The organism is Amycolatopsis vancoresmycina (assembly GCF_000716785.1).
GTDB classification, from domain to species: domain Bacteria; phylum Actinomycetota; class Actinomycetes; order Mycobacteriales; family Pseudonocardiaceae; genus Amycolatopsis; species Amycolatopsis vancoresmycina.
Map to the genome: position 1 here is coordinate 144,208 of NZ_JNYY01000025.1, position 24,180 is coordinate 168,387.

Sequence of the window (24,180 nt, forward strand, 5' to 3'; positions counted from 1 at the left end):
CGTTTACCCGCGTCCCGGACGGGAAATTTCCCGGTACATGCCCGATTCCCGCGGTGCCGAGCCGCCGGACACCACCGATCTGGACCGCCTGCGGTCGGTGGCGTCCGGCTGCCACGGCTGCCCGCTGTACCAGGACGCCACGCAGACCGTGTTCGGCGAAGGGACGGCCGGCGCGAAGGTCCTCGTCGTCGGCGAGCAGCCGGGTGACAAGGAGGACCTCGCGGGCGAGCCGTTCGTCGGGCCAGCCGGGAAGCTCCTGGACCGCGCCTTCGCGGAAGCCGGCTTCGACCGTCAAGCGCTGTACGTCACCAACGCGGTCAAGCACTTCAAGTTCAAGCGCGAAGGGAAGCGCCGCATCCACCAGAAGCCGGGCCGCACCGAGGTGGTCGCGTGCCGCCCGTGGCTGTTGGCCGAGCTGCGCGCGGTGCGCCCGGACCTGGTGCTGCTGCTGGGCGCGACGGCCGCGCAGTCGTTGCTGGGCCCGAAGTTCCGGCTCACCGCCCACCGCGGGGAGCCGGTGGAGGCGCCGGACGACGTGGCGGAGCTGGTGCCGTCGGCGGTGGCGACCGTCCACCCGTCGGCCGTGCTGCGGGCCCCGGACCGGGACGACGCCTACGCGGCCTTCGTCGCCGACCTGAAGGCCGCGGGCAAGCTGCTCAAGTGAGTTCCTTCAGCGCCGCTTCCGCCGAAGCGGCGTGCTCGTCCAGGTTCCGCCAGGGATCTTCCTTGCGCGCCAGCCGCCGCTTCTCCTTCGCCGGGGACCACCCGTCCGGGTCGGCGCCGCCCAGCTCCCGCCAGTCCAGCGGCGTCGCGGCCGCCGCCCCCTGGCGGGCACGCAGCGAGTAGGGGGCGACGAACGTCTGCGCGTAGCCGTTGCGGTTGGCGTCCAGGAAGATCCGGTCGCCGCGCTTCTCCTTGCGCTGGGCCGTCGTCAGGCGGTCCGGGTCGTCCGCCGCGACGCGCTCGGCGAGGGCGCGGGAGAGCTCCAGCACGGTGTCGGTGCCCGACTTCGCGTCCAGCGGCGCGAGGACGTGGAACCCGCGGCCGCCGGTGGCCTGGACGAACGCCGTCAGGCCCACCCGCTCGTAGTGGTCGCGGATGCGCCGGGCGACCGCGCGCAGCTCGGCGGCGGGGGTGACCGCCGGCGGGTCGAGGTCCAGCACCAGCCGGTCGGGCCGCTCCGGTGCGTCCACTGTGGACAACCAGACGTGGAACTCCAGGGTGCCCTGGTTCACCAGGTAGGCAAGGGTTTCGGCGTCTTCGCACAGTACGTACTCGTCCGTGCCGCCACCGCGGCGGGGCACGCGGGCGGTCCGGATCGAGTCCGGGAAGTGCTCCCCCGGGTGCTTCTGGAACCAGCCCGGCTTCCCGATGCCGTCGGGGAACCGCCGCAGGGTCAGCGGGCGGCCGCGCAGGTGCGGCACCATGACGTCCGCGACCGCGCGGTAGTACTCGGCGACGTCGCCCTTGGTCAGCCCGTCGGCGGGGTAGAACACCTTGTCCGGGTGGGAAGTCTTCATGCGCGCTCCCGCACGACGTCGGCCGCCTTCTTGTCCTCGCGCAGCCCGGCGAACCGCGGGTGCCGCAGCCGCCCGTCGCGCGTCCACTCCGAAAAACCGATCTGCGCCACCAGTTCGGGACGCACCCAGTGCGCGCCGGGTTCCTTGACCGGCCCGGTGAACGGCGACCGCGCGATCTCCCGTTCCTGCAGCTGCGCGTGCAGCGACGTCAGCAGGTGCTCGTCGAAGCCGGTACCGACCTTGCCCGCGTACTTCAGGCCACCGTCCTCGTGGTAGCCCAGCAGGAGCGCGCCGAAGCCGTGGCGGGCGCCCTGCGGGTCGGTGAAGCCGCCGATCACCAGCTCCTGCCCCTGCGCGCACTTGAACTTCAGCCAGTCGGGTGACCGCCCGTGGTGGTACGGCGCGTCCGCCCGCTTGGCGATCACGCCCTCCCAGCCGCGCCGGCACGCTTCCGCGTAGAACTTCTCGCCCTCGGTGTTGCGGTGCGCGGACAGCCGCAGCGGGCCGGCGAAGTCGAACGCGTCCCGCAGCAACGCCTTGCGCTGCCGCAGCGGCAGCCCGGTCGTGTCGTGGTCGTCGAAGTACAGCAGGTCGAACAGGTAGTAGTAGACCCGCACGCCGGTCGCGCGGGCGCGATCGGGGTCGCTGACGTGGATCCGCGGCTGCAGCGCGGCGAAGCTCGTGTTCGCGCCGTCGAACGCCACGATCTCGCCGTCCGCGACGAACCGCGGGCCGCCCTGGTCCGCGAGCGCTTCGACGAGCTCCGGGTAGGCGTTGTCCATCACCTTGTGGTTGCGCGAGTACAGCGTCGGCGGGCCGGAGTCGCGCACGCAGATCGCCCGGACGCCGTCCAGCTTGCGCTCGAAGATCCAGCCCGCGTCGGAGAACCGGCGATCGGTGAGCGTGGCCAGGGTCGGCTCGCGCCAGCCGGGCCCGCTCACGACGCCTTCAGCGCCTTCTCGAGCTCGGCGCGCGTCATCTTGGACCGCCCCTTCACGCCCTGCTCACGGGCCAGCTTGTCCAAATCGGACTTCGACAGCTCGGACAGCTCGGGCTGCTTCGCGGCCTTCTTCGACGCCTTCTTCGGTGCCTTACCACCACTCTTGCGGTTCTTGACACTGCGGGACAGGGCCTCGAACAGGTCGACGACGTCGGCGGAGGGCTCGGGCTCCTCCTCGTGGGCGATCTCCTTGCCCGCTTCCTTCGCCTTGATCAGCTCTTCGACGCGTTTCGAGTACTCGTCGCGGTAATCTTCGGGTTTCCACGGCGCCGTCATCTCGTCCACGAGCGCGAGCGCCATGTCGAGTTCCTTCGGCCGCGGCTTCGGCAGCTCGGGCAGCTTGCCCATGACGTCCTTGGGCTTGCGCAGGTCGGCGACGAAGTGCAGCGTGTTGAGCACCATGACGCCTTCGCCGGCGCGGACCGCGGCCAGGTATTCCTTGCCGCGCAGCACGAACTTCGCGACCCCGGCCTTCTCGCTGCGGTCCATCGCCTGCAGCAGCAGGCCGTACGCCTTGGCGAAGTCCTCCTTCGCCGGCTTGAGCCAGTACGTCTTGTCGAAGAACCACGGGTCGATCTCGTCGAGCTCGACGAACTGCTCGATGTCGATCCGGCGGGACCGTTCGGGCGCGATCTCGTCCAGCTCGTCCGGTTCGACGAGCACGTGGTCGCCGCCGCCGAGGTCGTAGCCCTTGACGATCTCGTCCTGGGTGACCTCCTCGCCGGTCCGCTCGTTGACGCGGCGGTTGCGGATCCGGTCCGAGGTCCCGCGTTCGAACTGGTGGAAGTGGATCGTGTGGTCCGCCACCGCCGGGTACAGCTCCACCGGCACGGTGACCAGTCCCAGGCTCAGCGCACCGCTCCACACCGGTCGGGCCATGGTCGTCCTCCCCCGCCCGCGTCAGGCGACGTCGCTGGCGCGGGTGCCGCTGCGGTGCAGCCCCAGCATCTCCAGCAGCCGCGCGCAGTCCTCGGGATCCTTGGCCCGCGCGGCCACGGCCCTGGCCGCCTTGCGCCGCAGTTCCGCCTGGCCGGGCGAGTCCCCGCCGTCGAGCAGGAGGTCCGCCACCGGCCGCAGATCGTTGCGCTTGTCTCGCATGTTCGCTCCCCTCCGGCAATGTCCGGGTGCTTCGTTCGCGGGCGGGTTACCCCGGATCACCCCACGCGACACAGGTGTCCCCGAAGGAGGCACCGGAGACACGGCACGCTAGGCCGAACGAGTGAATCTGCCGGGATCACGGCCCGGACGCGGGCAAGGTGGTGAGACCCACGTCACACAGGAGGCCGGATGGGCACCCAGCTCCGCATCAGCCGCGAGGACGGGTCACTGCCCTGCGAGGTGTGCGGCTTCCCGACGATGCACGTGGCCAAGGTCGTCGCCGACGACGGGACCGTGCTCGGCCGCACCCTCGTCTGCACGACCTGCCAGCGCAGCAAGCACCACCCGGAGCCGCCCGCCGCCGGAGCGGAGGCACCCCCGGACGAAGTGGCCGCCGGCTAGCTCCCCGACTTCGTCGTCGCCACCGCCGTCACGAACTCCGCCGCCACCTCGTGCAGCTTCCGGTTGCCGTCCTGAGAGCGCTTCACCAGCCGCTGGAACGCCTCCTCCGCGGTGATCCGGTGCGCGGCCATCAGGATGCCCTTGGCCTGGTCGATCACCGCCCGCGTCTCCAGCGCCCGGTTGAGCTGGTCGACCAGCTCGCGGGCGGCGAAGTACCGCCGGGCGCTGCGCAGGCCGATCACCACCGTCGCGGTGTACAGCTCCAGGATCTTGGTGCCCAGCTCGCTGAACCCGTGCTCGCCGAAGCCGAACAGGTTCACCGCGCCCGACATGTCCTCGTCCACCGTCAGCGGCGCGGCGAGGAAGCTGGCCACGCCGAGCTGTTCGGCCGCCGACACGAACTGCGGCCACAGATCCCCCACCGCGCCGACGCCGACCCGGACCGGCTGGCCCGTCTCGGCCGCGCGCAGGCACGGGCCGTCCCCGATCCGGTACTGCTCGCGGTCGAAGTTCACCGCCCGCTGGTCGGTGCTGGCCACCGTCTCCGGCACCCCGTCGCGCACCAGGGTGATGCTCGCCATGTCGGCCCCCGGCACCACCTGCACGGCGTGGTCGCAGACCGCCTGCAGCATCTGGCCGAGATCGAGTTCGCTGTCCAGCATCGCGGTCAGCGACTCCATCGCGAGCGTGACCTCGTCCAGCCGTGCGGTGAGCTGCTCATCGCCGCCCGTCATCCTGGTGACGCCCCTTCTTCTTTCCTCAGGGCGCTCTAGACCAGGGAGGACCCGGGCGCGCGCCACTAGTGGGCCGCTAGCGCTTTAACGGGTCCAGCGGGAGATTACTGCATCCCGGCGGCTCCGGGCACGAGCGGTCACCGCCGTGGCGCGCCACACGTCCGTTCGGAGCAACGACGGTTGCGGGCCGTGCACGCGCAGCTAGGCTCGGGGAACGGTTCAACCAGCAGCCGCCTCGATCTCCCCGGAGCGCGGCGCCGCGGGCCGCGCGCCGCACCAGGACGGTGGCGAACCGCCATGAACCTCCCCCGAGCCCGGCACCCGGGCCTGCGGCTGCGCACGACGTGGCCGGCCCCGCACGCGGTGCTGGTCACCGCGCGCGGCGCCCTCGACCGCGTGACGGCAGGCGACCTGGCCACGCTGGTGTCCGACCGCCTGTGGGCGACGCCCGGACGGCTCACCCTCGATCTGTCCGAAGTGGACTTCCTGGGCGTGGCGGGCGTCGAGGTGCTCCTGCGGGCCGCGCTCCAGGCGGCCAACGGCGGCACCGAACTGCTCGTCGTGACCGGGCCGAACCTCATCGTCCGGCGGGCGCTGCGGGTCACCGGGGCGGACCGGCGGCTCGCGGTGGCCGAACACCGGCCCGCCCCCGCGCCGGCGTGAGCACCGGCGCCGCGGTCCTACCCGCGCAGCGCCGGGAGCAGTTCCTTCTCGGCGAAGTCGAGGAAACCGTCCTGCTGGTCACCGCCGATCTGGACCAGGGCGACGTCGGTGAAGCCGGCCTCGGCGAACCCGCGCACCGCCTCGGCGATCGGCTCGGCGTCCGGGCCGCACGGGATGGACCCGGCGACGTCGTCCTCGCGGACGAACTGCGTCGCCCCCGCGAACCCGGCCGGTCCCGGCAGCTCGGCGTTGACCTTCCAGCCGCCGGCGAACCAGCGGAACTGCTCGTGCGCGCGCTTGACCGCGGCGTCCTTGTCAGTGCCCCACGACACGGGCAGCTGCCCGACCTTGCGGGTCGGCGGGCCGAGCCGGGTCGCGTCCCACTCCTGGGACAGTTCCTTCTTCGGCTCGACGGCGATCATCAGGTCGGCGACCGCGGCGAACCGCCGGACCGACTGCGAACCGGACACCGCGACCCCGATCGGCACCCGCGTCTCCGGCAGGTCCCACAGCTTCGCCGAGTCGACGCGGAAGTGCTTGCCCTCGTAGTCGAAGTACCCGCCGTCGAACAGGCCGCCGATGATCTGGACGGCCTCGGCGAGCATGTCGTGCCGGACGTTGGCCGGCGGCCAGCCGCGGCCGACGACGTGCTCGTTGAGGTTCTCCCCCGCGCCGAGCCCCAGGGTGAACCGGCCGCCCGAGAGCGCCTGGACGGTCGCCGCCTTCTGCGCCACCACCGCCGGGTGGTAGCGCATGGTCGGGCAGGTCACGTAGGTCATCAGCTCGGCGCGCTCGGTCACCTGCGTCACCGCGCCCAGCACGCTCCAGGCGTACGGGGCGTGGCCCTGCTCGGCCAGCCACGGCGAGTAGTGGTCGCTCATCACCTCGAAGTCGAAGCCGGCCTGTTCCGCGCCGGCGGCGTACCGGACCAGGTCGTTCGGGCCGGCCTGCTCGGTCATCAGGGTGTAGCCGATGCGCATCGGCGCCTCCTCTCCGTCGGCCCCTCGCGTACCCGGTGCTGCGGTGGGTAACCGCCCGGGCGCGGACGTTTACCGGGTGTCCGTGCGGGTACTCATCCCGCGAGACGAAGGGAGCGGGTATGCCTCAGTCGTGGAGCGGCAAGCGCGAGCGCCAGTACGAGCACATCAAGGACTCGGCCGAGGACCGCGGGGCGAGCACGAAGCGGGCCAAGGAGATCGCGGCCAGGACCGTCAACAAGAACCGCGCGCAGTCGGGGGAGTCCCGGCAGGCCAGCAAGACGTCGTTGAAGGACAAGTCGCCGCAGCAGCGCGGCGGCGAGCGGTCCGGCAACCGCAAGGGTCCCGGCGGGCCGACGAAGGCCCAGCTGTACAACGAGGCCAAGAAGCGCAAGATCAACGGCCGCTCGACGATGACCAAGAAGGAACTCGAACGGGCGCTGGGCCGGTGACCAAACCCGAAACCCCTGATCACGAAGTGTCCGCTCTCCCCCAGATGGGTAGTACCTCCCGCATGGAAGAAACTCGAAGCGACAGCTCGTTCGGCGGCAAGCCGACCGTGGACGAGCTGCTCGACGAACTCGTCGAGCTGCGGCTCCCCGCGATGGCCGAGCAGATCCCCCTGGTCCGCATGCTCACGCACGGCGTGGTTTCGCGCGCGGACTTCGGGCTGGACGCCATCGCCGACGCCAAGATGGCCGTCGACGAAGCCTGCGCGCAGCTGGTCCAGCTGGCCGAGCTCGGGTCCCAGCTGCAGTGCCGCTTCCGGCTCGCGCCGGACGGGCTGCACGTCATCGTCTCCACCCGCTCGGCCGACCCGCGGCCGCCGAGCGACCGCACGTTCGGCTGGCACGTCCTGACGACCCTCAGCCGGTCGGTCACCGCGCACTGCGACGTCCTGCCGGGTGGTGGCGCGGGCATCGTCACGATCGAGCTGGTGCTGAACCCGGGAACGAGCGCGTGAGCAGCGAGCGCAAAACCCTCCTCCACCGCCCGGACGAATACGCCCACTGCGAACCGCTGTTCGAGGAGCTGGGCGAGCTCGGCACCGACGATCCGCGGCGCGAGGTCGTGCGGAGCAAGCTCGTGACCGAGCTGCTGCCGCTGGCCGAGCACATCGCGACCCGGTTCTCCGGCCGCGGCGAGCCGCGGGAGGACCTGGTCCAGGTGGCGCGGATCGGCCTGATCAACGCCGTCGACCGGTTCGACCCCAGCCGGGGGCACGACTTCCTGTCCTTCGCCGTGCCGACGATCATGGGCGAGGTCCGGCGGCACTTCCGGGACACCGGCTGGTCCGTCCGGGTCCCGCGGCGGCTCAAGGAGCTGCACCTGTCGCTGAGCCAGGGCTCGGCGGTGCTGTCGCAGCGCCTCGGCCGGGCCCCGACGCCGACCGAGCTGGCCGAGCACCTGAACCTGGACGTCGACGAGGTCCGCGAAGGGCTCCTCGCGGGCAACGCCTACCAGGCGCTGTCGGTCGACAAGCCGGTCCACGACGACGCCGAGGCGCTGTCGCTGGCCGACACCATGGGGGAACCGGACCACGAGATGGCCATGGTCGAGAACCACGAGGCCCTCCAGCCCCTGCTGCAGGAACTGCCCAAGCGCGAGCGCGCGATCCTGGTGATGCGGTTCTTCGGCGGGCTCACCCAGACCCAGATCGCGGACCGCGTCGGCATTTCGCAGATGCACGTCTCCCGGCTGCTGTCGCAGACGCTGGAACAGCTGCGCGGGAAGCTCACCGGCGAAGGCTAGGAGGCGGCCCGGCGGGCCGCCTCCCGGCGCCGCTCAGCCGAGCCAGCCGGGACGGCCGCCCTTCCGCAGCCGCCGCCACTGCTTCGCGAACGTCCCCCGCAGCTCCGCCGCCCGGCCGGCGTCCTGGGCGTGCAGCACCCCGAAGGCGAACGTGTTCTGCCCCTCGCCGTGGCCGGCGATGGCGAGGTGGTGCAGGACCTCCCGGCCCACCACGGTGTCCTGGTGCGCACCCAGGGTCTGCTGGACGGCCTTGACGTTCTTGCGCCACTTCCCCAGCTTCTTCCCGTACACCGGCTTCACGGTGTCGGTGGCGTAGCGAGCCTGCTTCGCTTTCTTGCGGACGTCGTGCAGGGCGAGCCCGAGTTCGTTGCCCGTCAGGCCGCGCGCCGCCGCCTCGGCGCGGCTCAGCTTCTTCGCCGCCTTCCGCAGCGGCTTGCGCAGCCCGGCCTTCGCGGGCTTGCGCGCCTGCGCGGTCAGCGGGGGGTCCTCCAGCACGGCGTCCAGCGCGCGCAGCAGCTCGACGTAACGCTTGCCGGTCAACGCCGACATCGCGCGGGTCCGGCCCTCCTCGGCTTCACGGGCGAAGTACCGGGTGAGGAACTGGCGGACCGGCCCGAACACCAGCTCCGAAGGCACGTCGTCCAGCTGCTCGCGCAGCCGCTCCTCGGTGACTTCGGTGTCCCGCGCCGGTGCCAGCTGGCCACCGAGCCACTTGAGCTCGGCCGCGAGCGGCGCCGTCGCCTCCTTGTCGATGACGGACCCGAAGGTGCGAAGCGTGCTCCGCAGCTTCCGGATGGCGACGCGCATCTGGTGCACGGAGTCGTCGACGTCCAGCCGCACGCCGACGTCCGCCCGGCGCAACCGGCCGTAGTGCTCGCGCAGGGACGCCAGCACGACGTCCCCCGCCGACGGCTTCTTGCGGGGCCGCGGCGGTGCCGGCAGCCGGTCGCCGAGCAGGCGGCGCAGTTTCGACGGCCACGCCGCCGCGGTCACGCCGGCCCCGGTCAGCGCGCGATCGAACTCGCCGAGCCGCCCGGGTTCGGTCTCGGGTTCGAGCTCCAGTTCCAGCTCGCGCCATTCGTCGAGCCGCGCGGTCGCGCCGCCGGCTTCCCCGGTCACGTGGTCGTCGGTCAGGGTGGCGATCGTGCGGCCGCCGGCGTCGGCCAGGCGGTGGGCGAACCGGTCGGTGCGCAGGTGCGCGACCGGCACCAGCTTCTCCCCCAGCGTGTACGCCCGCACCAGGCGCCGCAGCCGGCCGGGCACCTTGTGGGGGTCGCCGCCCAGCGGGAGCCGGATCTCCTGCCGCTCGTCCGCCGAAACCGGCAGCTTGAGGTGCCAGCCGGCGTCGGGACCGCCGACGCGCCGCCGCAGGGTGAGGCCGCCGCGGGCGAGCCGGTAGGACTGGGTGTCGTAGTAGGACGCGTCGAGCACGTGCTCGACCGGGTCGCTCTGGGTGGCGACACCGCCGACGCCGACCAGGCGCGGGACGCCACTCCCGGCGGCGATTTCGTACTTGCGTTCGCGTTCGGGCACCGGTGCCGGCGCGGCCATGGTCGTCCTCCTCGGGATCCGGGTTCCCTGCACGAGTACCCGGCCGTCACGCGGCCGACACGGGATTCGGCGCTCCAGCAGCGGGTATCCGGGCGAAAACCCGTTGCCCGGACCAGGAGCGTGCATGAACGGCAGCCCGCCAGCCACCGACCTGACGACCGTCCTCGCCGACGACCACCAGCAGCTCGACCGGCTCTGCACCGAGCTCGAACTCGGGCAGGGCAGCCCGGAGAACCGCCGAGACCTCGCCGACCACCTGATCGCGGAGGTGGTCCGGCACGCCGTCGCCGAGGAGCCGTTCCTCGACGGCGACGGCGACCTCGCCGAGGCCGACCGCCTGATGCGGCAGCTGGAGGGCACCGGGCCGCAGGAGCCCCGGTTCGAGCGCCTGCTGGGCGGGCTGATCCGCGCCGTCCGGCGGCACGTGCGCGACGAAGGGCCCGCGGCCGTGCGGAAGATCGGGAGCACGTGCTCGCCCGGCCGGCAGGCCGAACTGGGCCGCGAGGTCCTCGACACCCGCGACGCCGCGCCGATGCTGCCGCACCCCGACCTGGCCGACCGGGTGCCCCAGGCCGACCAGCTCTGGCCGGGCCCGGGGTTCGTCGACCGGGCCCGGGCCGCCCTGAACCCCCCCGGCATCGGGTTGAATGGGCAGTCCGGCCACCCCGACGGAAGGCAGCGAGGACGGATGAGCGTCGGCGAAGAAGAGTGGGCCCGCGATCGGGCCTGGTTCGGGCAGGACGGCGCACCGGCGCCGGGCCCGCTGGCGCGGCAGTTCGCCGACCTCACGCGGACCCTGCTCGACGCGACACCCACCGTCGGCGGGGTCCTCAAGCTCGTCGTCGGGGCCGCCACGGCACTCATCCCGGACGCCGACCTGGTCAGCGTCACCCTGCGTGACGCCGACGGCACGTACCACACGCCGGTCGAGACGGACCCGGTCGCCGAACAGCTCGACCAGGTGCAGTACGACCACCGCGAAGGCCCGTGCGTCGAGTCGGCCCGGCCGGACGGGCCGGCCGTCGGCTGGTCCACCGACCTCGGGCACGACCCGCGCTGGCCGGCGTTCGGCCCGGCCGCCGCCCGGCACGGCTACCACTCGGTGCTGGCCACCGCCCTGGTCCCGGACGCCCGCCCGCCGCGGCTTTCGGGCGCGCTCAACATCTATTCGCGCACGCCGGGTGCGTTCGGCGGCCCGGCGATCGACACCGCGTTGCTGCTGGCGACGCACGCGTCGCTCGCGCTCGCCCACACCCGGGCCGTGGCCTCGGCCGAGCTGGAAGCGGAGCACCTGCGCCGCGCGGTCGACGGCCGGGACGTCATCGGCCAGGCGAAGGGCATCCTGATGCAGCGCCGCGGCATCACCGCCGACGAGGCCTTCGACGTGCTGCGCCGCGCGTCCCAGGACCTCAACGTCAAGCTCGCCGACCTGGCGCGGACGCTGGCCACCCGGCACACCGAGATCGACCTGCCCGCCTCCGAAGCCTGACCGCCGCACACGCCGGGGGCGGCACATCCACAGCGGATGCGCCGCCCCCGATCGCGGTGCGGCCGTTACTGCGCCGTGTACGGGGACCGGTTCTCCAGCGACGGGCTCGCGGCCGGGTAGTGGCCGTCCTGACCCGGCACCGGGGTGACCGTCGCCTGCTGCTCCGCCTCCGCCCGCGGCCGGGGGCCGCGCTGGACGACCGCCTCGACCTCCTGCTCACCGCGGATGCGGGCCAGGACACCGAGGGTGATCGCGTGGGCCAGTGCGAGGATCAGCAGCAGCACGCCGATCCGCCCGACGACGCCGGGCAGGTCGCTGCCGCCCATGTCGATGGTCGAGATGAGCGCCAGCACGCCCAGCGTCGCGAGGTGGAACAGCACCGTGACCAGGCGCGTCATCGAAGCACCCGCCGCCGGGTCGCCGTAGGAGTTCTCCAGGTACCGGCGGCCGCTGCGGTAGATGACTTGCCCGTCTATCAGGACCAGCGCGATACCGATCGCGAGGAACGACAGATACGCGTTCGTGGTCATGCGGACGCTCCTTCCTGGGGGACCTTGCCGGAGGAATACCCGGCAGGTCGCGCAGGGAAACGCCGCCGTCACGCGGTGAAGGTGTCCGGGTCCGGTCCGGTGCGGCGGCCTTCGTCGAGGCCGCCGATCGCCGCCATGTCCTCGTCGTCGAGCGCGAAGCCGAACACGTCGAGGTTTTCCCGCATCCGCCGGGGCGAGACCGTCTTGGGGAACACGATGTTCCCGAGCTGCACGTGCCAGCGCAGCACCACCTGCGCGGGGGTCCGCCCGTGCTTCTCCGCCAGGCCGGCGAGCACGCTGTCGCCGAGCACCCCGGCCCGGGCGAGCGGGCTCCACGCCTCGGTGGCGATGCCGTGCGCGCGGTGGTGTTCGCGCAGCGCGGCCTGCTGCAACGCCGGGTGCAGCTCGATCTGGTTCACCGCGGGCACCGTCCCGGTTTCCGCGGCGAGGCGGTCGAGGTGGGCGGGCTGGAAGTTCGAGACGCCGATCGCGCGGGTCTTGCCCGCCCGCAGGAGGTCCTCGAAACCCAGCCACGTCCGGACGTAGTTGTCCCTGGCCGGCAGCGGCCAGTGGATCAGGTAGAGGTCGACGTGGTCGAAGCCGAAGCGGCGCAGGCTGCCTTCCAGCGCGGTGATCGCGTTGTCGTGGCCGTGCGCGTCGTTCGCCAGTTTCGTCGTGACGAACACGTCTTCGCGGGCCAGCCCGGACTCGGCGATCGCGGCACCCACGGCGGCCTCGTTGCGGTACAGCTGCGCGGTGTCGATGTGGCGGTAGCCCGCCTCCAGCGCCGCCCGCACGGCCCGGGTGGTCTCCTCGGGCGGGATTTCGGCCACGCCGAAGCCGAACTGCGGGATGCGCACGCCGTCGGCCAGGTCCACGGCGGGAACGCCGGCTGTGGTGGTCGTCATGCGAGCGGCGTACCCGGGGCCGCCCGGACGCGAAACGCGGCGGGGCGGGATCCACCCGCCCCGCCGCCGGATCTCACCCGGAACGGGTTACCGCCCCGGGCGGTCCACATCGCCGCGCCAGCCACCGGTCTCGTGGCCGCGCTGCTCGATGAACTCCTTGAACCGCTTGAGATCGCCCTTCACCCGGCGGTCGAGGACGCCGAGCTTGTCGGCGACGTTCTCGGCGAACCCCTCCGGGTCGATGTCCATCTGGGCGGTCACCCGGGTGTGCGAGTCGTCGAGCCGGTGGAAGGTGATGACGCCGGCGTGGTCCGGACCGGAGTCCGACGTCCACGCGACCCGCTCGTCGGGGTGCTGTTCGGTGATCGTCGCGTCGAATTCGCGCGTCACGCCACCGAACCGCGTCACCCAGTGGGTGTGGGTGGCGTCGAGCTGGCGGATCTCTTCGACGCCTTCCATGAACTGCGGGAATTCCTCGAACTGCGTCCACTGGTTGTAGGCGGTGGAAACGGGGACTTCCACGTCCACGATTTCGGTGATCGTGCTCATGCACTCCTCCTCGTCGGTGTCGACACCGAATCGGCTACCCGGTGCGACAGCGGCCAAACCCGGCGCGGTTGATCCCGGTCCGGGCCGGGTACACGGCGGCCAGGCAAGGAGGTGTTCCGTGATCGAAGAAGCGAACAAGAAGCCGGCCGCCGAGCGCTCGGTCGGCGAACTGGTGACCGAGCTGACCGACGAGGTCAAGCGGCTGGTCCGGGACGAGATGCGGCTCGCGGTGTTCGAACTGCAGCGCAAGGGCAAGAAGATGGGCCTCGGCGCCGGGTTGTTCGGCGCGGCGGGCCTGTTCGCGTTCCTCGGGGCCGGCACGCTCGTCGCGGCCGCCGTGCTGGCGCTCGCGCTGGCGGTGCCCGGCTGGCTGGCGGCGGTGCTCGTCGCGGTCGCGCTGTTCCTGGTGGCCGGGATCGCGGCGCTGGTCGGCAAGAAGGAAGTGACGCAGGGGGTGCCGCCGGTGCCGGAAGAGGCGATCACCGGCGTCCGCGAAGACGTCGACACGGTGAAGCAGGGAGTGCGGACATGAGCGGGGACTTCCCCAAGAACGCCGAGGAAGCGCGGCTCGACCGGGACACCACCCGGGAAGAGCTCACCGAGACGCTGACGGCGCTCGGGCAGAAGCTCGACGTCAAGGCCCGGGTCAAGGAGAACGTCGACGAGAAGCTCGACCAGGCGACCGCGAAGGTCGCCGACGTGACGAACGAGCCGACCGCGGTCAAGTTCCGCCAGGGCGCCGACGCCGTGCGCGCGAACCCGGTTCCGGTCTTCGCCGGCGTGCTGGGCCTGCTGATCCTGATCCGCCTGATCCTGCGCCGGAGGAATTCGTGACGAAAACGCTGTACAAGCCGCTGAGCTGGGTCGTGGGTGCGCTGGGCGGCATCCTCGCCGGCCAGGTGTTCAAGCAGGTGTGGAAACGGGTGGCGGGCGAAGAAGACGCCCCCGACGCCACCGACCGCGACTACACCTGGCGTCAGGTGGTCGTCGCGGCGGCGGTGCAGGGGGCGATCTTCGGTGCCGTCAAGGCCGCCACCGAACGGGCCGGCGCGGCCGGTTACCGCAAGGCGACCGGCGACTGGCCGGGCGACGACTGACCACAGTGGACGGCTCGGCGGGCGGTCAGGCCGGCCCGCCGAGCCCGGGGCCCATGCCGACGAGCGCGGCCCCGACGCCGGGGTGGATCTTCAGCAGCAGGTCGGCCCCGGTGGCTTCGAGTGACCGGGTGACCGCGTGGCCGCCGAGCACGACGGCGAGTTCGGTGCGGGCGTTGGCCTCCAGCAGCGACCGGACACCGGCGCAGCTGAGGAAGGACACCCGGGTCAGGTCGGCGACCAGCCGCCCGCCGGTGGCGAGCGCGGCGTCGAGCGTGCCGACCGTGGCGGCGTCGATGTCGCCCACCAGCGTGAGGACGCGGATGCCGCCCGGCCGTTCGGTGGTGGTGACGGTGAGGCCGGACGGTTCCTGGATCGTGCGGAAACAGTCGTGCATGGCGCTCCCTTTTCTCAGCGGTGCAGGGGCGCTGACCGGAGCACGTGTCTGAACAACAGCCAACACCGTCGACCGTACGCCCCTGAGCGGTGAGGTCAACCCCGCGGGTTTCCCGGCTCCGACCTCGGGTAATCCGTTCGGGACGGAAACCCGGCCCCGGAAGGAGATCCATGCGTGCCGTGATCGTGGGCGGCGGTTTCGCCGGCTACCACGCCGCGAAGAGCCTGCGGAAAGAGGCGGGGGGCGACGTCGAAATCGTCGTGCTGAACCCGACGGATTATTTCCTCTACCTGCCGTTGCTGCCCGAAGTGGCGGCCGGGATCCTCGACCCGCGGCGGGTCACCGTCTCGATCCCCGAGACACTGCCCGGCGTCCGCCTGGTGCTGGGCTCGGCGACCGGCGTGGACTTCGCCGCCCGGAGCGTCACCTACACCGACCCGGAGGACCGGGAACACCGGATCGGGTACGACCGGCTGGTGCTGGCCGCGGGCAGCGTCAACAAGCTGTTGCCGATCCCGGGCGTCGCCGAGCACGCGCACGGCTTCCGCGGCGTGCCGGAGGCGCTGTACCTGCGCGACCACATCACGCGGCAGATCGAGCTGGCCGCGGCGGCCGACGACCCGGCCGAACGCGCCGCCCGCTGCACGTTCGTGGTGGTCGGCGCCGGCTACACCGGCACCGAGGTGGCCGCGCAGGGTCCCGCGTTCACCGCGGCGCTCGCCCGGCGCCACCCGGAACTGGCCGGGCAGCCGATCCGCTGGCTGCTGCTCGACCTCGCCGAGCGGGTGCTGCCCGAGCTCGACAAGCGGCTCGCCCGCACGGCGGGCGAGGTGCTGCGCGCCCGCGGGGTCGAGGTGCTCATGAAGACTTCGGTGGACCACGCCGACGCCAAGGGCGTCACCCTGACCAACGGCGACTCGGTGCCGTCCCGGACCCTCGTGTGGTGCGTGGGCGTGCGCCCGGACCCGCTGGTGGCCGACCTCGGGCTCGAGACCGCGAAGGGCAGGCTGGTGGTCACCGGGCAGCTGACGGTGCCGGGCCACGACGACGTCTTCGCCTGCGGCGACGCGGCCGCGGTGCCCGACCTCACCCGCCCCGGCCAGTACACCGCGATGACCGCGCAGCACGCCGAGCGGCAGGGCAGGCTCGCCGGCCGCAACGTGGCGGCGTCGCTCGGCTACGGGAGCCCCGGCACCTACCGCCACCACGACCTCGGCTTCGTCGTCGACCTCGGGGCCGGCGCCGCCGCGGCGAACCCGCTGCACGTGCCCCTGTCCGGCCGCCCGGCGAAGGCCGTGACGCGCGGCTACCACCTGATGGCGATGCCGGGCAACCGGATCCGCACGGCCGCCGACTGGGCCCTCGAGGCGCTGACCGGCCGCCAGACCGTCCAATTGGGACTCGTCCGGTCCGGCGCGGTGCCGCTCGACACGGACGCCCCGGAACTGCCCCGTCGGTGAACCCCTTTCCCGGTAAGGAGAATCATGGCTGCCGAAGCCCGTCCCGCCCGCTCCGAAGGCCCGTCCGTGGTGACCGCGGGCGACGCGTCGGGCCCGAAGGTGATCGTGCTCGACCCGGCGGGCGCCGGGAAGCACGACGAGCTGCCCGCGACCTGGCGGCCGATGGCGGCCGAGCGGGCCGTCTTCTGGTGCCGGGTGCCCGCCGGGGGCGCCCTCACCGAAGCCGACGACGTCCTCGGTGACGCCGGTCCCGCCGACCCGGACATCGCCGTCGTGGCCGGCGGTCCCTTCGCCGCGGAAGCCCTGCAGCTCGTCGAACGGCACCCGGGCGCGGCCACGCACCTGCTGCTGGTCGACCCGGCGTCGGACGCGTTCCTGCCCGCCGGCGCCGCCGCGGCGGCCAACGACGCCTGGCTGGCCGAACACGACGACGTCGTCTCGAAGCTGCGCGAAGCGGGCACGGAGGTGCGGATCGTCGCGTCGAGCGGCGAGCGCCCGGACGACCGGGTGCCGCCGCCGCTGCCGCTCGGTCACCCCGACGTCGTCACGGCGGTGCGCTCGGCCCTCGGCCTGGGCTGACCCCGGCCGCCAGGTCCACGAACGCCCGCACCACCGGGGGCACCGCGCCGGCCCGCCAGGCCAGGCCCAGGTCGATCCGCGGCGGCGGGTCTTCCAGCCGCCGCAGCACCACGCCACGGCGCCGCAGCGCCCGCGCCCGGTGTTCCGGGACCGCCGCGATGCCCGCGCCTTCGGCGACCGCGCGCATCAGCTGCTCGTCCTCGGGTTCCTCGCGCACGATCGGCGGCAGCCCGCCCGGCCAGACCTGGCCGCTGATCGCGTCGTACTGGCCGGGGCCGTTTTCCCGCGGCCAGAACACGACCGGCTCGACGGCGATCCAGGCGCGCCGCAGCCGGCCGCGGCGGCGGGCGAGCGGGTGCGTCGACGGCAGCGCGAGCAGGACCTCCTCCGAGCCGACCACCGCGACCTCGATCCCGGGGGCGGTCACCGGGGGCCGCACGAACCCGGCGTCGATCTCCCCCGCCGCCAGCCGGGCCAGGTTCAGGCTCGTCCAGCCCGTCTCCAGGGCGAGTTCGACGCCGGGATGGCGCTCCCGGTACACGGCGACGAGGTCACCGGATAGCGGGCCGGGCGCCGACCGCGTGTAGGCGATCCGCAGCCGTCCGGCGGCACCCCGGCCGGCCGCGGCGACGGCGCCGCGGGCCCGCTCCAGGTGGCCGAGCAGGTCGCGCGCGTGCTCCGCCGCGACACGGCCCGCCTCGGTCAGGGCGAAGCGCGGGCCCGTGCGGTCGAGCAGGGCGACGCCGAGTTCCGCCTCGAAGGCGCGGATCTGCTGGCTCAGCGACGGCTGCGAGACGAACAGGCGAGCGGCCGCCTTCGTGAAGTGCATCTCCTCGGCGAGCACGGCGAAGTAGTGCCATCGGCGCAGGTCCACGCAGCGATTATAGGGCCTGCCTATGGTTTCATCGGGACGAAGTCTTGGACCGGGCGCGCCGGCCGCTGCTGTCCTGGACCCCGTGACCACGACCAGCGCACCCCTGACCCGCACCGACCGGAAGCTGCTCGCCGTCGCCGCCGCGGCGGACCGGCGGCTGGCCGCCCCGATGGCCGGGTTCGTCGACCTCGCCGGCGTCCGGGAAGCCGTCGAGGACCTGGCGAAGGCGTTCGCGCCCCTCGGCCGCGTCCAGCACACCGTCGCCGCCAAGGCGTGCGGCCTCGCGCCGCTGCTGCGCTTCCTCGGCGACCTCGGGATCGACGCCGAAGTGGCCAGCCCGGGCGAGACGGCGGTGGCGGAAGCCGCCGGCCTCCGCGGCCCGCGGCTGGTGCTCGACTCCCCGGCCAAGACGACCGCCGAACTCGCCCACGCCCTCGCCGAAGGCACGGCGGTCAACGCCGACAACTTCCAGGAGCTCGCCCGGCTCGACGCGCTGGTCGGCGCGACCCCGCCGCGGTCGGTGCTGGGCCTGCGGATCAACCCGCAGGTCGGGGCGGGCCGGATCGGCGACACCAGCACCGCCACCGCGGCGTCGAAGTTCGGCATCCCGTTGCGGGACAACGGGAACCGCGCGCTGCTGCGGGAGGCGTTCGCGCACCGGCCGTGGCTGACGCGGCTGCACGTCCACGTCGGCTCGCAGGGCTGCCCGCCGGAGCTGATGGCCGAGGGGGTCGCCGCGGTGCACGCCCTCGCCGAGGAGATCAACGCCGAAGGCGGCTACCGCCAGGTCACCAGCCTCGACCTCGGCGGCGGGCTGCCGGTGGACTTCACCTCCGACGAGCCGGGCCCGGGCTACGCGGACTACGTCGCGACGCTGCTGGCCCGGGTCCCGTCCCTCGCCGACGGCCTCTACGCGTTCGTCACCGAGTTCGGCCGGTCCCTGCTGGCGAAGAGCGGCTTCCTCGTCAGCGAGGTGGAGTACACGAAGGTCGCCGGCGGCAGGCACATCGCGGTGACGCACGCGGGCGCCCAGGTGGCGGCCCGCACGGTGCTCCAGCCGGAGCACTGGCCGCTGCGCATCGGCGCGTTCGACGCCGCCGGGCTCCCGAAGACCGGCCCCGAGGTACCGCAGGACATCGCCGGACCGCTGTGCTTCGCCGGCGACCTCCTGGCCAGGGAGCGGCCGCTGCCGCGGCTGGACCCCGGCGACCTCGTCGTCGCCCACGACACGGGCGCGTACTACTTCGGGGCCCATTACGCGTACAACACGCTCCCCCGCCCGGCGGTGTACGGGTTCACCGTGTCGCCGCGCGGTGACGTCGAGTTCACGCCACTGCGCCGCGCGCAAACGCCGGCCGAACTGGTCGCCGACGCGGGCGGCGAATTCCTCGGAATGGTGCGCGGCTGAAGCTGTCAAGAAGAACAAGACTGCACTTCCCGCGAAATCGCGGGCACGCTCTGCGGCATGCGCGAACTCACCGCCGAGCAGGAACACCTGAACCTCCTCTACGCCCGCCTCGACGCCCTCCGGGAGGAGGCGGCCGCCGCCCTCGCCCGCGGCCACGCGACGGACGTGTGGCGGGGCGAGGTGGCGCGGCTGGCGACGGTCGAGGACGGGCTGTGCTTCGGCCGGCTGGACCTGACCGGCGGCCGGCGTGTCCACATCGGACGGCTCGGGCTGTTCGCCGACGACGGCGAGCCCCTGCTGCTGGACTGGCGCGCGCCGGCTGCCCGGCCCTTCTACACCGCAACCGCCGCCGAGCCGGGCGAAGTCGTCCGCCGCCGGCGGATCACCACGCGCGGCCGCAGCGTCGTCGCCCTCGACGACGAACTGCTCGATCCCGATGCCCCGGCCGACGGGCTGGTCGGTGCGGCCGCGCTGCTCGCCGCGGTGACGGCCGAGCGCACCGGGCGGATGCGGGACATCGTCACGACGCTGCAGGCCGAGCAGGACCGGATCGTCCGCGACGACGCCCGGGGCGTCCTGGTCGTGCAGGGCGGACCGGGCACCGGCAAGACGGCCGTCGCCCTGCACCGGGTCGCGTACCTGCTCTACACCCACGAACACCTGCGCACCCGCGGGGTGCTCGTGCTCGGCCCCAGCCGGGTGTTCCTCGACTACATCGGCCAGGTCCTGCCCGGCCTCGGCGAGCACCGGGTGGTGACGGCGACCGTGGCCGACCTCGTTCCCGGCGTCGTGGTCACCCGCGTCGACACCGACGCCGAAGCCGTGCGCAAGGGCCGGGCGGAGATGGCGGCGCGGCTGGCCGAACGGGTCCGCGCCGCGGTGCGCGTTCCCGGGCACGCCGTGGACGTCGAATTCGAGCAGCAGGTGCTGCGGCTGGAGCCGGCGGCGCTGCGCCGGGCCGTGCGGACGGCCAGGGCGACCGGGCTGCCGCACAACCAGGCCCGCCACGTGTTCCACCGGGCGGTCGTCGCCACGCTGGCCGGGGAACTGGCCGCCCGGCTGGAGGCGGTGGTGTTCACCGAGACCGGCGAGGCGCTCGACGGCGGCAGTGCGGACGGCCGCCTCGGCGAGGCGGAACTGCGGGCGCTGGCCGCCGCGGGCGTGGTGCTCGGCCCGGAGGACGACGACGGCCCGCGCACCGTGCTGGACGACGGGGACCGCGAAGCGTTGCAGACGGCCCTGCTCGCCGACACCGGCGTCCGGGACGTGCTCGACGCGCTGTGGCCGCCGCTGACCCCGGCGGAGGTGGTCGAGGGGCCGTGGAGCGCCGCGGACGTCCCGTTGCTGGACGAGGCCGCCGCGCTGGTCGGCGCGAGCGTGCCGGTGTTCGGGCACGTGGTGGTCGACGAGGCCCAGGAACTGTCCGAAATGGACTGGCGGATGCTGCTGCGCCGCTGCCCGTCCCGGTCGATGACCGTCGTCGGGGACCTGGCCCAGACCGGGAGCGCGGCGGGGGCCACGTCGTGGGACCGGGTACCGCGGCCGCACCGGCTCGCCCACCTGACCGTCGGCTACCGCACCCCGCGGGAAATCATGGACGCCGCCGCGCGGGTGCTGGCCGTCCACCACCCGGCGCTGCGGCCGCCGACCTCGGTGCGGGCGGGTGGCGAACCGCCGTGGCGGCGGGCCGCCGACGACGTGCCCGGTGTGCTCGCCGAACTCGCCGGCGAGCACACCGGGGGGAAGCTGGCCGTCATCGCGCCGGCGGCCGGGGACCTGGCGGCCGCGCTTTCGCTGCGGCGGCCGCCGGACCCGGCCGACGACGTGGTGCTGCTGACCCCGGCCGAGGCCAAGGGACTGGAGTTCGACGCGGTGGTGATCGCCGACCCCGCCGCCGTCCTCGCGGCCGGCCCGCACGGGCCCCGCGACCTCTACGTGGCGATGACGCGGGCCACCCGGTCGCTCGGGGTCGTCCACCCCGGGCCGGTCCCGCGGGAACTGGCCTCGCTGGTGGAACGGCCGGTCAGCTCCAGGCGATCTTGAACACCCACGTGTAGCGGCCGGCCTGGCGGGCCGCGGCCGGGACGTCGATCACCAGCGAACCGTTTTCCACCGTCCAGTGCAGGTTCCCGCGGTACCCGAGCAGCGTCACCCGGTCGCCCCGGCGGATCGGCACCGGCGCGTCCACGACCACGCGGCTGCCCGGCGCGGTCAGCGAGTGCACGTAGAACGCCTCGTTCTGCTTCACCGTGAACCGCAGGTCGCCGAGCTGGGCCATCCGGGACCAGTAGGTCGTGCCGTGGATGGCTTCGCCGTTGACCTTCAGCCACGCGCCCGCGTCCCGCAGGTGCCGCTGCATCACGTCCGGGATCGTGCCGTCGAAGTCCGGGCCGATGTCGAGCAGGAAGTTGCCGTTCTTCGAGACGATGTCGACGAGCGTCCGGACGACCTCCTCCGCCGTCATGTACCGGTCGTCGGGCGTCGCGCGGTTGTAGCCGTAGGAGAACGGGTCGAGGCCGCGGCTCGCCTCCCACTTCGCCACCACGGTGTTCGGGTACGTCGTGTACTCCGGCGTCGTGAAGTCGTGGTCGGGGATGCCACCGCGGTCGTTGTAGGTGACGTCCTTGGGGCGCTTGCGGTTCTTCGCGCGGTTGAAGTACTCGGTGATCACGTCCCGCGTGTCGTTGACGCCGCCGATGTCGAACCACAGGACGTCCGGGTCGAACTCCGAGATCAGCTCGAGCACCTGCAGCGCCTGGTAGTCGCGGACGAAGTCCTTCCCCGCGGTGTACCCGGTGTAGGGCAGCGGCGCGCCGGTGTAGGGGTTGCGCGGCGCGTGGCCCATCCACGGGTTGTCCGGGTTGAACCATTCCGGCAGCGAGAAGTACAGGCCGTTGCGCAGCTGCGGCGTGTACTTCCGGGACGCGGCGAACAGCTCCGCGACGATGTTCCGCTTCGGGCCGAGCTTGACGGAGTTGCGGTCGCTGACTTTGGTGTCCCACAACGCGAAACCGTCGTGGTGCTTGGACGTCAGGACGTAGTACTCCGCGCCCGCGTCCGCGATCAGGTTCAGCCAGGCGCGCGGGTCGAAATTCGCCGCGGTGAACTGCGGGATGAAGTCGTCGTAGGTGAAGTTCTCGCCGTACTTCTGCCGGTGGTAGGCGTAGGTGGGCCCGTTCGGGTCCTGCTGGTTCTGCCAGTACCACTCGGCGTACTGCTGCCCCACCGGCGCCCACGCGGGCACGGCGTAGACACCCCAGTGGATGAAGATGCCGAACTTGGCGTCGCCGAACCAGTAGGGCGCGCGGTGCGTCGACAGCGAGCCGTCGGCCGGGCGGAAGTCCGGGACGCCGAGGGTGACCGGAATCTGCTGCGTGGCGAGGGTGCCCCGCCCGGCCGTGACGCGGATCTGGCCGTTGGTGGTGGTCCCGGGCGGCACGGACGCGTTCCGGGCGAGCCCGAGCCGGACCGTGGCCTGCTCGCCCGGCGCCAGCGCGCGGATCTGCGCGGGGACCGTCGTCCGGCCGCCCGGCACGTCGACGGTGACGCTCACCCGGTCGCCCGCGCCGAGCCACACGGTTCCGGCGTTGACGATGGTCGCTTCGGCGGCCTGCGGCCCGCCGTCGGTCAGCAGGTTCGCCGTCGAGCGGCCGTCGAGGACCAGCGCCGAGCGGCCCACGGCGACCGGCTGCAGGGTGAGCGCGAAGACGTGCAGGCTGGCGACGTTCGGCGCCGGGTTCGCCGTCACCGGCAGGGTCAGCGCGACGGCTTCGCGCGCCGGGTCGAGCCAGACCTGGCCGGTGGCCAGGGAAACCGGGTTGTCGTCGACGACGCCGCCGGGTGCGTAGCGGAACGGCGAGACGAGCGCGCCGCTGCCGGTGTACCAGTCCGGGCCGGACAGCGAACCGGTGCTCGTGCTGCCGTCGGCGTAGTGCACGGTGGCCGGGCCGCCGGTGGCCCCGTAGCTGGCGGCGACCAGGAAGTAGGCGACGAAGTAGCGGCCCTTCGGCAGGTCGATCCGCTGCCCGGTGGCGGCGACGTTGTTCTTGGCGCCGGCGGCCGCGGAGCCGAGCTTGAACGGGACACCGCCCGCGGTGACGGTCTGCCCGGCCGGCACGTGTTCGGCCGGGAACGTGTAGCCGGAGCCGTCGAAGTCGCCGCCGGTGGCCGACGCGCTGTCGATGCCGTCGTTGGTGAACCAGGTGTCGAGGGCGACGAGCACGGGTGGCGGCGGCGGGACGATCGGGGTGTCGGCGCGGTCGGGGGCGGCGTCCACGGGCACGCCGGCACCGGCGGGCGTGCGGCCGGCCGCGCTGAGCGCGACGGCCCCTCCCAGGGCGATACCGAGGGCTTGACGGCGGGGGAAGGTCGGCACTGAGCCTCCAGGGATCGGATGACTACGGCGGAATGACGGCAGAGTTCGGCCCCATGAGACCCATCTGCCGCTGGCGAAGCTGATTCATCCGATGAATGAGCCTGCTTGGTGGCTTCCCTCGTGTCAAGGGGCCAACCGGACCGATCGAAGTGAACCGGCCTCGTGTTCGCCGCGTATCACTGGGTAACGAGCTGCAGCACTCGCGCCGAACCAGCCGCACCGAAAGGCCAGACCGATGTCCACCCACCCGAACGCGCTGAGCCGCCGCGCGATCGCCATGCTCAAGGCGGTCGCCGAAGGCCGTGCCGAGCTCCGCTGCAGCTGCGAACCCGATCTCCGCGTCGACGGCTTGTCCTGCTGCGACCAGAACACCGCCCACGACCTCGCCCACGCCGGCCTGGTCCGGCCGACCCGGCTCGTCGCGCCCGGCCAGTGGGCACCGGCCGAACTCACCGAGGCCGGCCACCGCGCCCTGGCCCAGGGCACGACCGCCGCCGCAGCCTGAGCCCTCCCGCAGCCCTCGTGAGTGGGAAACAGTGTTAGAACACTGTTTCCCACTCACGAGGGCTGCGCTCGGAAAACGGGGGTGAGAAACCTGCGGGCCGGGCTGAACCGGGACGGGCCGCGGGCCGTGCTTGGGGTGAGGGCGTCTCGCACACGCCCTCCGGGGTCGCCACGACGCAACGATCCGGGCCAGCCTCCGCCCGATCGGGACCGGGTACCCCGGCGAGCGGCCGTCGCGGCAACGGCCACCTCGCGCGGGCCCGTCCGGCATCCCCAGAATCCCGGACGGGCCCGCCCCTTTCCCGGCTCCCCACGA

General features: G+C 73.0%; 29 protein-coding genes. 15 read left to right on the forward strand and 14 right to left on the reverse strand.

Annotated features, from left to right (window positions below; all coding sequences use genetic code 11):
* The first annotated feature begins 37 nt into the window (after positions 1–37).
* Positions 38–664 (forward strand): UdgX family uracil-DNA binding protein, encoded by a 627-nt coding sequence (locus OO60_RS38925; protein WP_033263245.1) that lies wholly within the window; start codon positions 38–40, stop codon positions 662–664.
* On the opposite strand, the gene ligD (OO60_RS38930) is transcribed toward OO60_RS38925, so the two are convergent.
* Genes ligD (OO60_RS38930) through OO60_RS48490 form a run of 5 tightly spaced genes read right to left on the reverse strand, consistent with a single transcriptional unit; the run spans position 657 to position 3,745 of the window.
* A complete protein-coding gene (gene ligD / locus OO60_RS38930; RefSeq protein ID WP_003064695.1) occupies positions 657–1,520 on the reverse strand; it encodes a non-homologous end-joining DNA ligase in 864 nt (287 codons plus the stop codon). The genes OO60_RS38925 and ligD (OO60_RS38930) overlap by 8 nt on opposite strands.
* Positions 1,517–2,461, reverse strand: a complete 945-nt coding sequence (gene ligD / locus OO60_RS38935; protein WP_003064698.1) for a non-homologous end-joining DNA ligase — start codon at positions 2,459–2,461, stop codon at positions 1,517–1,519. Before ligD (OO60_RS38935) ends, ligD (OO60_RS38930) begins: the two co-directional genes overlap by 4 nt.
* Positions 2,458–3,399 (reverse strand): non-homologous end joining protein Ku, encoded by a 942-nt coding sequence (gene ku, locus OO60_RS44810; RefSeq protein ID WP_003064701.1) that lies wholly within the window; start codon positions 3,397–3,399, stop codon positions 2,458–2,460. Before ku ends, ligD (OO60_RS38935) begins: the two co-directional genes overlap by 4 nt.
* Before the next feature lie 21 nt (positions 3,400–3,420).
* Positions 3,421–3,618: a hypothetical protein gene (locus OO60_RS38945; RefSeq protein WP_003064704.1), complete on the reverse strand. Its 198-nt coding sequence runs from the start codon at positions 3,616–3,618 to the stop codon at positions 3,421–3,423.
* A 46-nt stretch (positions 3,619–3,664) separates the two neighbouring features.
* Complete coding sequence (locus tag OO60_RS48490) at positions 3,665–3,745, reverse strand: hypothetical protein (protein ID WP_162146205.1); 81 nt, start codon at positions 3,743–3,745, stop codon at positions 3,665–3,667.
* 62 nt (positions 3,746–3,807) lie between these two features.
* On the opposite strand from OO60_RS48490, the gene OO60_RS38950 reads away from it, so the two are divergent.
* Entirely contained in the window at positions 3,808–4,020 is a 213-nt protein-coding gene (locus OO60_RS38950) for a hypothetical protein (protein WP_003064707.1), read from the forward strand.
* On the opposite strand, the gene OO60_RS38955 is transcribed toward OO60_RS38950, so the two are convergent.
* Positions 4,017–4,754 (reverse strand): GAF and ANTAR domain-containing protein, encoded by a 738-nt coding sequence (locus tag OO60_RS38955; RefSeq protein ID WP_003064710.1) that lies wholly within the window; start codon positions 4,752–4,754, stop codon positions 4,017–4,019. The genes OO60_RS38950 and OO60_RS38955 overlap by 4 nt on opposite strands.
* Before the next feature lie 297 nt (positions 4,755–5,051).
* Here OO60_RS38955 and OO60_RS38960 point away from each other — a divergent pair, with 297 nt between their 5' ends.
* Positions 5,052–5,417, forward strand: a complete 366-nt coding sequence (locus OO60_RS38960) for an STAS domain-containing protein (protein WP_003064713.1) — start codon at positions 5,052–5,054, stop codon at positions 5,415–5,417.
* Between the two features lie 17 nt (positions 5,418–5,434).
* On the opposite strand, the gene OO60_RS38965 is transcribed toward OO60_RS38960, so the two are convergent.
* Complete coding sequence (locus OO60_RS38965; protein ID WP_033263246.1) at positions 5,435–6,397, reverse strand: LLM class F420-dependent oxidoreductase; 963 nt, start codon at positions 6,395–6,397, stop codon at positions 5,435–5,437.
* 119 nt (positions 6,398–6,516) lie between these two features.
* On the opposite strand from OO60_RS38965, the gene OO60_RS38970 reads away from it, so the two are divergent.
* The 3 genes from OO60_RS38970 (at position 6,517) to OO60_RS38980 (ending at position 8,146) form a co-directional block, all read left to right on the forward strand.
* Positions 6,517–6,846, forward strand: a complete 330-nt coding sequence (locus OO60_RS38970) for a hypothetical protein (RefSeq protein WP_003099355.1) — start codon at positions 6,517–6,519, stop codon at positions 6,844–6,846.
* Between the two features lie 62 nt (positions 6,847–6,908).
* The gene (locus tag OO60_RS38975; protein ID WP_003099353.1) at positions 6,909–7,358 is read left to right on the forward strand and encodes an ATP-binding protein; all 450 of its coding nucleotides are present in this window, start codon (positions 6,909–6,911) and stop codon (positions 7,356–7,358) included.
* Positions 7,355–8,146, forward strand: coding sequence for a SigB/SigF/SigG family RNA polymerase sigma factor (locus tag OO60_RS38980; RefSeq protein WP_003099349.1), 792 nt, complete (start codon positions 7,355–7,357; stop codon positions 8,144–8,146). Before OO60_RS38975 ends, OO60_RS38980 begins: the two co-directional genes overlap by 4 nt.
* Positions 8,147–8,179: 33 nt before the next feature.
* On the opposite strand, the gene OO60_RS38985 is transcribed toward OO60_RS38980, so the two are convergent.
* Positions 8,180–9,697: a CYTH and CHAD domain-containing protein gene (locus OO60_RS38985; protein WP_003099346.1), complete on the reverse strand. Its 1,518-nt coding sequence runs from the start codon at positions 9,695–9,697 to the stop codon at positions 8,180–8,182.
* A gap of 688 nt (positions 9,698–10,385) precedes the next feature.
* On the opposite strand from OO60_RS38985, the gene OO60_RS38995 reads away from it, so the two are divergent.
* Positions 10,386–11,186 (forward strand): GAF and ANTAR domain-containing protein, encoded by an 801-nt coding sequence (locus OO60_RS38995; protein WP_033263277.1) that lies wholly within the window; start codon positions 10,386–10,388, stop codon positions 11,184–11,186.
* 65 nt (positions 11,187–11,251) lie between these two features.
* Here the strand turns inward: OO60_RS38995 and OO60_RS39000 are convergent, their stop codons facing one another.
* From OO60_RS39000 to OO60_RS39010, 3 genes are all read right to left on the reverse strand, one after another.
* Complete coding sequence (locus OO60_RS39000; protein ID WP_003099336.1) at positions 11,252–11,716, reverse strand: hypothetical protein; 465 nt, start codon at positions 11,714–11,716, stop codon at positions 11,252–11,254.
* Positions 11,717–11,784: 68 nt separating this feature from the next.
* Complete coding sequence (locus OO60_RS39005; RefSeq protein ID WP_033263247.1) at positions 11,785–12,624, reverse strand: aldo/keto reductase; 840 nt, start codon at positions 12,622–12,624, stop codon at positions 11,785–11,787.
* A gap of 87 nt (positions 12,625–12,711) precedes the next feature.
* Positions 12,712–13,173 carry an SRPBCC family protein gene (locus OO60_RS39010; RefSeq protein ID WP_003099331.1) on the reverse strand — a complete coding sequence of 154 codons (462 nt, stop codon included), beginning with the start codon at positions 13,171–13,173 and terminating at the stop codon, positions 12,712–12,714.
* 118 nt (positions 13,174–13,291) lie between these two features.
* Between OO60_RS39010 and OO60_RS39015 the strand changes: the two genes are divergently transcribed.
* From OO60_RS39015 to OO60_RS39025, 3 genes are read left to right on the forward strand one after another with little or no spacing between them, the layout of a single operon-like run.
* Complete coding sequence (locus tag OO60_RS39015; protein WP_003099329.1) at positions 13,292–13,705, forward strand: phage holin family protein; 414 nt, start codon at positions 13,292–13,294, stop codon at positions 13,703–13,705.
* Positions 13,702–14,007, forward strand: coding sequence for a DUF3618 domain-containing protein (locus tag OO60_RS39020; protein ID WP_003099327.1), 306 nt, complete (start codon positions 13,702–13,704; stop codon positions 14,005–14,007). The genes OO60_RS39015 and OO60_RS39020 overlap by 4 nt, the downstream gene beginning before the upstream one ends.
* The gene (locus OO60_RS39025; protein ID WP_003099325.1) at positions 14,004–14,270 is read left to right on the forward strand and encodes a DUF4235 domain-containing protein; all 267 of its coding nucleotides are present in this window, start codon (positions 14,004–14,006) and stop codon (positions 14,268–14,270) included. The genes OO60_RS39020 and OO60_RS39025 overlap by 4 nt, the downstream gene beginning before the upstream one ends.
* A gap of 25 nt (positions 14,271–14,295) precedes the next feature.
* On the opposite strand, the gene OO60_RS39030 is transcribed toward OO60_RS39025, so the two are convergent.
* A complete protein-coding gene (locus tag OO60_RS39030) occupies positions 14,296–14,664 on the reverse strand; it encodes an STAS domain-containing protein (RefSeq protein ID WP_003099320.1) in 369 nt (122 codons plus the stop codon).
* Between the two features lie 170 nt (positions 14,665–14,834).
* Here OO60_RS39030 and OO60_RS39035 point away from each other — a divergent pair, with 170 nt between their 5' ends.
* Both OO60_RS39035 and OO60_RS39040 read left to right on the forward strand, forming a co-directional pair.
* The gene (locus tag OO60_RS39035) at positions 14,835–16,124 is read left to right on the forward strand and encodes an NAD(P)/FAD-dependent oxidoreductase (protein WP_033263248.1); all 1,290 of its coding nucleotides are present in this window, start codon (positions 14,835–14,837) and stop codon (positions 16,122–16,124) included.
* A 24-nt stretch (positions 16,125–16,148) separates the two neighbouring features.
* Positions 16,149–16,703: a hypothetical protein gene (locus OO60_RS39040; RefSeq protein WP_003099310.1), complete on the forward strand. Its 555-nt coding sequence runs from the start codon at positions 16,149–16,151 to the stop codon at positions 16,701–16,703.
* Here OO60_RS39040 and OO60_RS39045 read toward each other — a convergent pair.
* On the reverse strand, positions 16,669–17,577 hold the full coding sequence (locus OO60_RS39045) for a LysR family transcriptional regulator (RefSeq protein WP_003099308.1): 909 nt from the start codon (positions 17,575–17,577) through the stop codon (positions 16,669–16,671). The two genes, OO60_RS39040 and OO60_RS39045, sit on opposite strands and share 35 nt — an antisense overlap.
* Before the next feature lie 82 nt (positions 17,578–17,659).
* Here OO60_RS39045 and OO60_RS39050 point away from each other — a divergent pair, with 82 nt between their 5' ends.
* Together OO60_RS39050 and OO60_RS39055 are read left to right on the forward strand one after the other, a co-directional pair.
* Positions 17,660–18,985, forward strand: a complete 1,326-nt coding sequence (locus OO60_RS39050; protein ID WP_003099301.1) for a type III PLP-dependent enzyme domain-containing protein — start codon at positions 17,660–17,662, stop codon at positions 18,983–18,985.
* 57 nt (positions 18,986–19,042) lie between these two features.
* Positions 19,043–21,028 (forward strand): HelD family protein, encoded by a 1,986-nt coding sequence (locus OO60_RS39055; protein ID WP_003099298.1) that lies wholly within the window; start codon positions 19,043–19,045, stop codon positions 21,026–21,028.
* On the opposite strand, the gene OO60_RS39060 is transcribed toward OO60_RS39055, so the two are convergent.
* On the reverse strand, positions 21,009–23,360 hold the full coding sequence (locus tag OO60_RS39060) for an alpha-L-fucosidase (protein WP_033263249.1): 2,352 nt from the start codon (positions 23,358–23,360) through the stop codon (positions 21,009–21,011). The two genes, OO60_RS39055 and OO60_RS39060, sit on opposite strands and share 20 nt — an antisense overlap.
* Before the next feature lie 235 nt (positions 23,361–23,595).
* Between OO60_RS39060 and OO60_RS39065 the strand changes: the two genes are divergently transcribed.
* On the forward strand, positions 23,596–23,865 hold the full coding sequence (locus OO60_RS39065) for a hypothetical protein (RefSeq protein WP_003099291.1): 270 nt from the start codon (positions 23,596–23,598) through the stop codon (positions 23,863–23,865).
* Positions 23,866–24,180: the final 315 nt, after the last annotated feature.

Coding starts and splice junctions, on each gene's coding strand:
- OO60_RS38925 (WP_033263245.1), top strand. CDS start 38: ATGCCCGATTCCCGCGGTGCCGAGCCGCCGGACACCACCGATCTGGAC.
- ligD (WP_003064695.1), bottom strand. CDS start 1,520: ATGAAGACTTCCCACCCGGACAAGGTGTTCTACCCCGCCGACGGGCTG.
- ku (WP_003064701.1), bottom strand. CDS start 3,399: ATGGCCCGACCGGTGTGGAGCGGTGCGCTGAGCCTGGGACTGGTCACC.
- OO60_RS38945 (WP_003064704.1), bottom strand. CDS start 3,618: ATGCGAGACAAGCGCAACGATCTGCGGCCGGTGGCGGACCTCCTGCTC.
- OO60_RS38950 (WP_003064707.1), top strand. CDS start 3,808: ATGGGCACCCAGCTCCGCATCAGCCGCGAGGACGGGTCACTGCCCTGC.
- OO60_RS38955 (WP_003064710.1), bottom strand. CDS start 4,754: ATGACGGGCGGCGATGAGCAGCTCACCGCACGGCTGGACGAGGTCACG.
- OO60_RS38960 (WP_003064713.1), top strand. CDS start 5,052: ATGAACCTCCCCCGAGCCCGGCACCCGGGCCTGCGGCTGCGCACGACG.
- OO60_RS38965 (WP_033263246.1), bottom strand. CDS start 6,397: ATGCGCATCGGCTACACCCTGATGACCGAGCAGGCCGGCCCGAACGAC.
- OO60_RS38970 (WP_003099355.1), top strand. CDS start 6,517: ATGCCTCAGTCGTGGAGCGGCAAGCGCGAGCGCCAGTACGAGCACATC.
- OO60_RS38975 (WP_003099353.1), top strand. CDS start 6,909: ATGGAAGAAACTCGAAGCGACAGCTCGTTCGGCGGCAAGCCGACCGTG.
- OO60_RS38985 (WP_003099346.1), bottom strand. CDS start 9,697: ATGGCCGCGCCGGCACCGGTGCCCGAACGCGAACGCAAGTACGAAATC.
- OO60_RS38995 (WP_033263277.1), top strand. CDS start 10,386: ATGAGCGTCGGCGAAGAAGAGTGGGCCCGCGATCGGGCCTGGTTCGGG.
- OO60_RS39000 (WP_003099336.1), bottom strand. CDS start 11,716: ATGACCACGAACGCGTATCTGTCGTTCCTCGCGATCGGTATCGCGCTG.
- OO60_RS39005 (WP_033263247.1), bottom strand. CDS start 12,624: ATGACGACCACCACAGCCGGCGTTCCCGCCGTGGACCTGGCCGACGGC.
- OO60_RS39010 (WP_003099331.1), bottom strand. CDS start 13,173: ATGAGCACGATCACCGAAATCGTGGACGTGGAAGTCCCCGTTTCCACC.
- OO60_RS39020 (WP_003099327.1), top strand. CDS start 13,702: ATGAGCGGGGACTTCCCCAAGAACGCCGAGGAAGCGCGGCTCGACCGG.
- OO60_RS39030 (WP_003099320.1), bottom strand. CDS start 14,664: ATGCACGACTGTTTCCGCACGATCCAGGAACCGTCCGGCCTCACCGTC.
- OO60_RS39035 (WP_033263248.1), top strand. CDS start 14,835: ATGCGTGCCGTGATCGTGGGCGGCGGTTTCGCCGGCTACCACGCCGCG.
- OO60_RS39040 (WP_003099310.1), top strand. CDS start 16,149: ATGGCTGCCGAAGCCCGTCCCGCCCGCTCCGAAGGCCCGTCCGTGGTG.
- OO60_RS39055 (WP_003099298.1), top strand. CDS start 19,043: ATGCGCGAACTCACCGCCGAGCAGGAACACCTGAACCTCCTCTACGCC.
- OO60_RS39065 (WP_003099291.1), top strand. CDS start 23,596: ATGTCCACCCACCCGAACGCGCTGAGCCGCCGCGCGATCGCCATGCTC.